Source organism: Brevibacterium casei CIP 102111, from assembly GCF_900169275.1.
GTDB lineage: Bacteria > Actinomycetota > Actinomycetes > Actinomycetales > Brevibacteriaceae > Brevibacterium > Brevibacterium casei.
The window spans coordinates 1-7800 of the sequence record NZ_FXZC01000014.1; the positions used below are offsets into that span (position 1 = coordinate 1).

Genomic DNA, 7800 nt, shown 5'->3' on the forward strand with positions numbered 1-7800 from the left:
CCGGATCGGCCTGAGCATGAATGACGAGTTCGACGGCGCGAGCCTTGAGTTCGTCGGTGTATTTCACTGGCAAGAGAGAATCTCCTTCTTCCAATCTCCCTGCCTCTATTATCCCCGGGGCGATTCACTCGCGTGGGTCGAGGCCAACGTCATTCAATCCCGTGCCGGTCACGGGGGAGTCGCCCACGTTGCCGTCAACGGAGTCATCGCCTCCGCATTCGACCACTGGGACTCGCGTGCCGGTGACCCGCAGCTGCACACTCACCTGGTCATCGCCAACCGGGTGCAGCGTGCCTCCGACGGGCACTGGGTCACCATCGACTCCTACACGCTCCACCGGCACGTCGTGGCCATCTCGGAAATGTACAACTCCCTGATCTTCGACCGGCTCGCCGCCGACGTCGGCACTGTCGCCGAATCGCGCACCGACGTCGACCTCGACGTCCAACAGCTCATCGAATCCGGCACAAACACCGACTCGGAATACGAACCCGCCCATCGAGTCGAACTGGCCGGAATCCCCGACGAGCTCATCGAGGAATTCTCCAGCCGGTCAATCAGCATCGAGACCCGCACCGATGAACTCATCGCCGAATACACCGACACCTATGGCACGCGACCCACCCCACGAGAGGTGCTGCTCATACGCCAGCAGGCCACCCTCGAGAACCGGCCCAAGAAGAACACCATCGAGCGCACCACCCTGCCGGAGAAGATGCACTGGTGGAGGCAACGCACCCATATGGCCGGTCTTGACCCGGACACTCTCGTGAAGAACGCGGTCGGTCACCATGTCCGGACAGTGACCGCCGACATGCTCACCGGCGACATCATCGAACAGATCAGCCAGTGGACACTGACCGACGCCTCCCATCGCCGCACGACGTTCTCCCGTGCCAACGTGCGCGCCTCGGCTGAACGAGTCCTCCGCCTCGTCCGGTGTCCGACCGTCGAAGACCGGCACGCGCTCGTGGACAACATCGTCGAACTCACCCTCGACAAGGCCGTCTCTCTGGCCCCCGACCGGTCACGAGCACCCGAGGGACCGGACACCACGGTCAACCTCCGTGACCGGTCAGTCTTTGACCACCAGCATCACTCCGGGGTCTACACGACCGAGCAAGTCATGGCCGACGAAGACCACCTCATCTCGCGCGTGACCGCGACCGGCGCGCCGACCCTGGCCGGACACCCAGAGCACGTGGACGTCCTCGAACACTGGCGCACCGATGACGGCCACCCGCTCAGCGCGGATCAGATGCGTGCCTCGAAACACGTGCTGTCCTCCGACGCTGGAATCTCCGCCATCATCGGTCCCGCAGGCACAGGCAAGTCCACCACTATGGGCGCGATCACAGACACCTGGCACTCGGTTCACGGCGAGCATTCCGTCATCGGACTCGCTCCCTCCGCTGTGGCCGCAGGTGTCCTCGGTGATGAAATCGGAGTCGACACCGACAACGTCGCCAAATGGCTCTTCGAATCCGTCGGGGAAGGCGCAGCACGGCGTGCCGAACGCGTGGCCAACCTCGAATCACGACTGGCCACACTCAACACGACTATCGACGGTACGCCCCATCGTGACCGGGCCAGACTCGTCCAACAATGTGAGGCCATGCAGGCCAAGCTTGCCGCCGACTACGCCACCCAAGCCCAGTACCAATTCCACCCCAACCAGCTCATCATCGTCGACGAAGCCTCCATGGTCTCGACTTCCAACCTCGCTGAGCTCTCTCGACAAGCCGAAGCTGCAGGAGCGAAACTTCTCATCGTCGGCGACCCCGCCCAGCTGGAGGCCGTCGACGCCGGAGGCTTCCTTGGCCATGTCGAACGCAACCTCGATCACACCACCCTCGATACGGTCTGGCGGTTCAAAAACGAATGGGAACGTGCCGTTTCACTCAAACTCAGGTCGGTCACCGACAAGGACGGCATCGACGCTGTCGTCGATACCTACGACGAGCATGATCGCATTCACGGAGACCCTGACCACGAGGCCGCCGACACGGCTTATTCTGCGTGGAAAGCTGACCGAGACAAGGGTCTGTCGTCGATTCTCATTGCTTCGGACAATGAGACCGTCGCCGAACTCAATCAGCGTGCCCACACCGACCTGGTGGAATCGGGCGACGTGGACATCACGCAACAGGTCACTCTGCGCTCCGAGGCTCAGGCTGGAATCGGCGACGTCCTCCTGGCCAGGCGCAACGACCGCAGCATCCGCGACTCCAACGGTGCCTTCGTCGCCAACGGCACCCGCCTGACCATCACAGCGATCCGCCCCGACGGTAGCGTCGAGGCCAACGTCCAGACCGGAGAAGACGGCACGCCTCCAACGATCGTGCTCGACGCCGACTATCTCGCATCGTCTGTCGAACTTGGCTATGCCACCACCGCTCACCGGTCACAGGGAGTCACCGTCGATACCGGCCACGCCGTTGTTACACCGAAACTCTCTCGTGAACTGTTCTACGTCGCAATGACACGGGGCAAACGAGGCAATCATGCCTACGTCGACATCGATGACCCTGAGAACCCCACACCTGAGGACTGGAACGTGCAGATGACTGCCGCCGCCGTCGACAAGGACGGGCAAGTCATCGACGACCCTGCCTACTACATCAAGTCCGTCGTCTCCCGCTCTACGGCTGAGAAGTCCGCACACGAAGTCCAAGACGCTGAACTCGGCTGGGCCAACGATGTCGGCCGCATCTGCCACGAACTCACGTACCTCAGCTGGGCGGCAAAAGTTACCCGCACCCAAGAATGGCTCGCCGCACACGCTGACCCGACGCTTGCCGAACAGATCCTTACCAATAGCGACTGGCAACGCCTCATCAGCGTCGATCCGGCGCAGAACATGTGCGGCGAGCTTCAACCTACCGACACAGCCGAAGCGATCATTTACCGCTGTCACAAGCCCGTCGATCCTCCGTTCACTGGGTCCGGTGACATGATCGCCGACACCACGGCGGCCACCGACGAGCAGGCTCAGGTTTGGGCGCAGTCCATCTACGACCTCCGAGACCAAGTTGCTGCACGTCGAGCAGTGCTGACGAAAAATCCTCCCGAATGGTTTTCGACCCTTCGCGAACAGTACGCGCATCATCCCCGCCTCGACGACGTTATCGACGCAGTGATCGTATGGCGCGGCATATCCGACCAGACCGACGCGGAGACCCCAATAGGCGAAGAACCACCTCGAGGCGACTATCTCCGCCCGTACTGGGACCGTCTCCATACAGTCATGAACGGCCATCCCGAACCCGCCGAAGCCGCGTCCGCCACCACTTTTCAAATCGAAGAAGGTGCGCCAGTTAACTGGGAGGCGTTCACCCGCTCCGACGACGACTTCGCAGCTCTAGACGACTGCGCTACTCCACAACGCGCGCCACGTCCACACGCCCATGCGCCACAGCAGACTTCCCCCACTCACTCAGTTCCAGACCGAGACCTTTAACTCAGCGGTCGACGTTCTTCGGCCCATCCGGCACAATCGCCATCCCATGCTTCACCGCAGCGAGTCCGAGAATTAGTACCCCCACAACCCACCAGGTATAACCGCATCCACCACACTTCCCCAGTCTCTGCTGGCCCACCCCCGATAAGCTCTGTGGCAAGTGTGCATCCGACCGCGCCGTAATAGGTGCTGTTAAGGACCAGGACAGCGCGCATCAGCCAGTCCATGCTGGTTTTTCCTGCCGTCCACAACCCGAGCAAACTCACCACCCCGACCATGGCAAACACAACCGCGTGGATTGTGCTCAGCGACTTTACGCTCGTGATCACTCCTAGGCCGATACTCAGGACCGCAACACCGGTATCCACTGCCGCCCAGCCAACGGCTCTCCAGGCTTTCCTGCGGCGTACTCTTTGCTCTGGTCTCACACTCTTCCTGTGCGTTTCCACTAGTCGCGGATTCCATGGATTCCCGTTCACCCATGCGCTCACGCTCTCTAAATGCAAACACGCGAAAGCGAATCCACCGAACCCGACCACGAGTGTCACAATGTTCAGTTGAGCCGATGTGACGAACCCGAACATTTCCAGTCCGACTCCCACGTTCCACCACAGGTGCGCCGCAATCAGCGGCATCAGTGTCCGCCCATATAGGTAGAGCACGACTGCGACACATGCCCAGAACAGGTAGGCAACTGAGCCAGGGCCGTAGTCCCCGTCAGTCGACGTGTCCAGTTGCATCGTGAAGAGGCTGCGCTGCTTCCACCGTCCTTGCCGTCGTTCGAACGCGAACCGTTCAGCTCGTAGCTGCCTGACCCGTTCTACAACGTCATCACTCTAGGTTGCGTCCGCGTTCGTAACCATGATGGCTGGTCGTGCCGACGCTAAGCCCGAGCCGCACGTCGTATTTGGTGTTCATGACAGTCTCGCTTCGACCTCCAAGACATTGTCGCAGATGCGTCGTGGCACCCGATGCTGCCACACCACAGAAACCTCAACAGTGTTAGACCCTTTCGGCATCAACGCGTCATGGATTCCTAGCGACAACACCCACGCTCAGAATCGTTAAATGACGGGGAGAACCAGCCATGCCAGCCTCAGTGGCCAGACCCCGTGTCGGGGGCCGTGAACACAGTTACAGCCACTGGACTGATGCTGCGTTTGCTGTCAGCGTCGTGGTCAGTCACCGGGCCAGTCACCAATGAACTTCGCAAACACGTTCGCCATTCCGCGATCGATCAGTGCCTTCACCAAGGCGAAGAGCGCACCCTGGAGAGCGGCTGCGACGAGGATCTCGCGTAGACCATGTTCAGACTCCAACGCACCGGGTGCATCGGCATTCTCACCAGGCGTTGCCCGCTTCCATATCTGTTTGAACACGAGGCCGGCCAGGGCGCCGCCAACGACGCTGCCTGCTAGCCCGAACGGACGATACAGCAATTTGGCCGCTCTACTACCGTTTCTTTCTTGGGTCTTGACCATTACTCCTTCTCCTTCGGTAATCATTTGCTACTAGGCATTGCGAGTCGGCTGGGCGTTCTTGCCTCGAGATTTTCGCAGGGCCCGTGCTCTGCGGGTATCTTTCGCGTTCTTCTTCTCGGCCTTATCCAGTGTCGTGGTATCTCGTGGAGGTAGCTGAATGTCTTCTTCAGCTCGTATTCCCCCCTGGAGTTGGCGCCCACGTTCGATCTCGGCATTGAGCTCCGCCCCCAGTAGCAGAGCGATATTCGTGATCCACAACCAGAGCAAGAAGATAATCACCCCGGCCAATGACCCATAAGTCTTCGCGTAGTTCGAAAAATTCGCAATGTAGAAAGCAAAAGCCGCCGACGCCAGGACCCACACAACGATCGCGAACACAGACCCGAGACTGATCCACTTCATCCTTGGCTGACGGACATTTGGTGTCGCGTGATAAAGCAAGGCTACTAAGACGATCGCGATGACGAGCAAAATGGGCCATTTCGCGATCTGCCACACCAATATCGCCGTCGACCCAATCCCTATTGCATCACCAATCGCCTGCGCCACCGGTCCCGAGACTACGAGGATCAACGCCGCGATCACGACGAGGATCACCGCACCGAGGGTGACTAGGAGCATGACGGGACGAAGTTTCCAGACCGGGCGGCCTTCATCCTTCTCGTAGATGCGATTCATTGCCTTGCCGAATGCAACAACATAACCCGATGCCGACCACAGCGCGACGAGAAGGCCAATGATAAATGCCAACCCCGCTGTCGAGTTCTGTGCCAGTTCGGTCAGGGTGGGTGTCAACGTTTGCGCGATCGTTCCTCCGCCGAGATCGGTGATGATTCCGGTGACTGTTTCGACTGTCTGCTGACTCTGGCCGACTAGACCCAGGATCGACAGGATCGCTAGAAGAGCAGGGAACAACGCGAGAACTAAATAGTAGGTCAGACCAGCGGCCAGTTGCAGGCAGTCATCACCGAGGAACTCCCGCAGTGTCTTGCTCGCCACGTACTTCCACGTTGGGCCGGTCAGCTTCTGCGGAGCATCGGGCTTGACCGGGTCCTCGGCTGCGACCCCCTGTCTCGAGTCCTTTGCCTCGGCATAGGAGGCTGGACCCGTATCGTCCCTTTCCGCGGACTCTTCGAGACTCGAACGCTCCCCGGGGTATGTCTGGTCGCTCTGGGCAATCTTTCTACGGCCAATCATCGGCGCCACCCAACCGCAACGATGACGGCAGCCAGCGCGAGCCCCGAAGCAATCACCAACGGCGCAAGGTCAGTCCAGCCAGCTCGGGACCTCAACGCCAAGTCACTGTCGATAGCCTCGTCTGGATCAGTCACGCCGGCCGAATCGCCGGCGGCATCGTCAGAGGAGAGCACAGATTTAACTGCCCCTTTGGCTCCGGCGACTACGTTTTCCGTCTTGTCGCGTACGTCGCCTATGGCACCGGCGGCACGGTCTTTGACATCGTCTAAAGTGTGTTCCGCTTGGGCTTTGACGTCGAATCTCTCGACGAGTTGAGCCAAAGTCTGTCCAAGTTCTTCACGAGTACGGGCAATGTCAGCTTGAATCTCGGATGGTGAGGCGTTGGGACCTGTGTCATTTGTGTCGGCCATCACGAGCCCCTTTCTTCAGCGTGTCCACAGTCTCCTTCGCAGCCTCAACCGTGCGCTCAGGCACCGGCGTGGTCTCGGAGACCTTCCGTTTACCGATCACGGCCCCGACACCGGCGATAGCCAGGAGGAACACAGTCACGACCAGACCCGCTAACCACGCCGGCATGATGAGGGCTAGGGCGATGATGGCAGTCGCAATCCCTGCACCGAGACCATAGAGGGCGATGACGCCGCTTGCACCAAGCAGACCCGCGCCGAGGCCGGCCTTCTTGGCTTTCGTGCTCATCTCGATCTGAGCGAGTTGAATTTCGTCACGGATCAACCGGCTAGCCTGCTCCGATAACTGCGATACGAGCTCACCGGTCGATAATGACGGTAGAGAGGAAGGGTCATTCATCAGGGGCCTGCTTTCGACGATGAGACCAGACTGGCCTCGCTGTTTTGGCATAGGGATGGGGCTATGTGAGGCGGAACGGTAGCGCGAGTTCAGTTGAAGGAGGCTTGCAGGGCGCTCGATAGCTCACCCCAAGGAGTTGCTTAAGCATCCTTTGCTTGGGGCGCTGGTTGTGGCGTGACCTCATCGTGGGCGTTGCCATTGGAGTCACGATCACCTTGGGCAGCCGCATTCGCTGCTGCCTGACCACCGTGCTCGGCTGCATCCTGCGCGAAATCACCAGCCTTGTCGAGATTCTCGGCCAGTCCGGTTCGTCCTTGGGCTCGAGCTTGATTCGCAGCTTTGACACCGAATTGCTTCACTTTCGCCCCCGCCTGGCCAGCGAAATCGGGTGCGTGGTCTTTCACTGCACCAGTGGTTGCATCGACCACTCGCCGGGCCTGGGGACTGTTCCACAGTTCGCGGACCTTGGCGACGAGGGCGTTGTACTGTTTTCGGCCCGCACGCGAACCGAGCACAAACCCAGCCCCGACACCGACTGCCAATATCAGCTTCTTCTTCATAAAAATCGATCTCCCCTGTTGCATAACCGGTGCTTCCCGCAACGACTTACTGATAGAGCTGAGCTCCACGCTCTTTGACGATCGTACGAGTCTCAGCCGCGAAGCCTACTGGTTATTTCATGTTCAAGTGTCATCGTTTACTGTATAAACTTCTTCATGATCGGGCAAGTGGGCTGACCCCGGGATGTAGGTCCAGTCGTTGTGTGAGTCGTCTTGATGCTCGCTGCTGCGGGCAGGAAGACTGGTCTCATCATGACGAACACGAGGAAGCGGCACACGCCTGAGCAGGTCGTGC

Annotated in this window: 6 protein-coding genes; 1 reads left to right on the forward strand and 5 read right to left on the reverse strand. The window is 59.9% G+C overall.

Translation table 11 applies throughout. The annotated features are described in order from the left end of the window. The first annotated feature begins 16 nt into the window (after window positions 1-16). Complete coding sequence (mobF, locus tag BC102111_RS17395) at window positions 17-3460, forward strand: MobF family relaxase (protein ID WP_146001455.1); 3444 nt, start codon at window positions 17-19, stop codon at window positions 3458-3460. A gap of 1178 nt (window positions 3461-4638) precedes the next feature. Here mobF and BC102111_RS17400 read toward each other — a convergent pair. From BC102111_RS17400 to BC102111_RS17640, 5 genes are all read right to left on the reverse strand, one after another. Next, window positions 4639-4941: a DUF4235 domain-containing protein gene (locus tag BC102111_RS17400; protein WP_101624973.1), complete on the reverse strand. Its 303-nt coding sequence runs from the start codon at window positions 4939-4941 to the stop codon at window positions 4639-4641. Window positions 4942-4971: 30 nt separating this feature from the next. Then, entirely contained in the window at window positions 4972-5940 is a 969-nt protein-coding gene (locus BC102111_RS17405; protein ID WP_232252578.1) for a YihY/virulence factor BrkB family protein, read from the reverse strand. 194 nt (window positions 5941-6134) lie between these two features. Continuing rightward, a complete protein-coding gene (locus tag BC102111_RS17410) occupies window positions 6135-6548 on the reverse strand; it encodes a DUF3618 domain-containing protein (RefSeq protein WP_101624974.1) in 414 nt (137 codons plus the stop codon). Then, window positions 6532-6945, reverse strand: coding sequence for a phage holin family protein (locus BC102111_RS17415; protein ID WP_101624975.1), 414 nt, complete (start codon window positions 6943-6945; stop codon window positions 6532-6534). The genes BC102111_RS17410 and BC102111_RS17415 overlap by 17 nt, the downstream gene beginning before the upstream one ends. 140 nt (window positions 6946-7085) lie before the next feature. Further along, window positions 7086-7505: a hypothetical protein gene (locus BC102111_RS17640; protein ID WP_146001456.1), complete on the reverse strand. Its 420-nt coding sequence runs from the start codon at window positions 7503-7505 to the stop codon at window positions 7086-7088. Window positions 7506-7800: the final 295 nt, after the last annotated feature.

Excerpts from the sequence above, each read along its gene's own strand:
- BC102111_RS17640 (WP_146001456.1), bottom strand. The coding sequence starts at position 7,505 with ATGAAGAAGAAGCTGATATTGGCAGTCGGTGTCGGGGCTGGGTTTGTG.
- BC102111_RS17415 (WP_101624975.1), bottom strand. The coding sequence starts at position 6,945 with ATGAATGACCCTTCCTCTCTACCGTCATTATCGACCGGTGAGCTCGTA.
- BC102111_RS17400 (WP_101624973.1), bottom strand. The coding sequence starts at position 4,941 with ATGGTCAAGACCCAAGAAAGAAACGGTAGTAGAGCGGCCAAATTGCTG.
- BC102111_RS17410 (WP_101624974.1), bottom strand. The coding sequence starts at position 6,548 with ATGGCCGACACAAATGACACAGGTCCCAACGCCTCACCATCCGAGATT.
- mobF (WP_146001455.1), top strand. The coding sequence starts at position 17 with ATGAATGACGAGTTCGACGGCGCGAGCCTTGAGTTCGTCGGTGTATTT.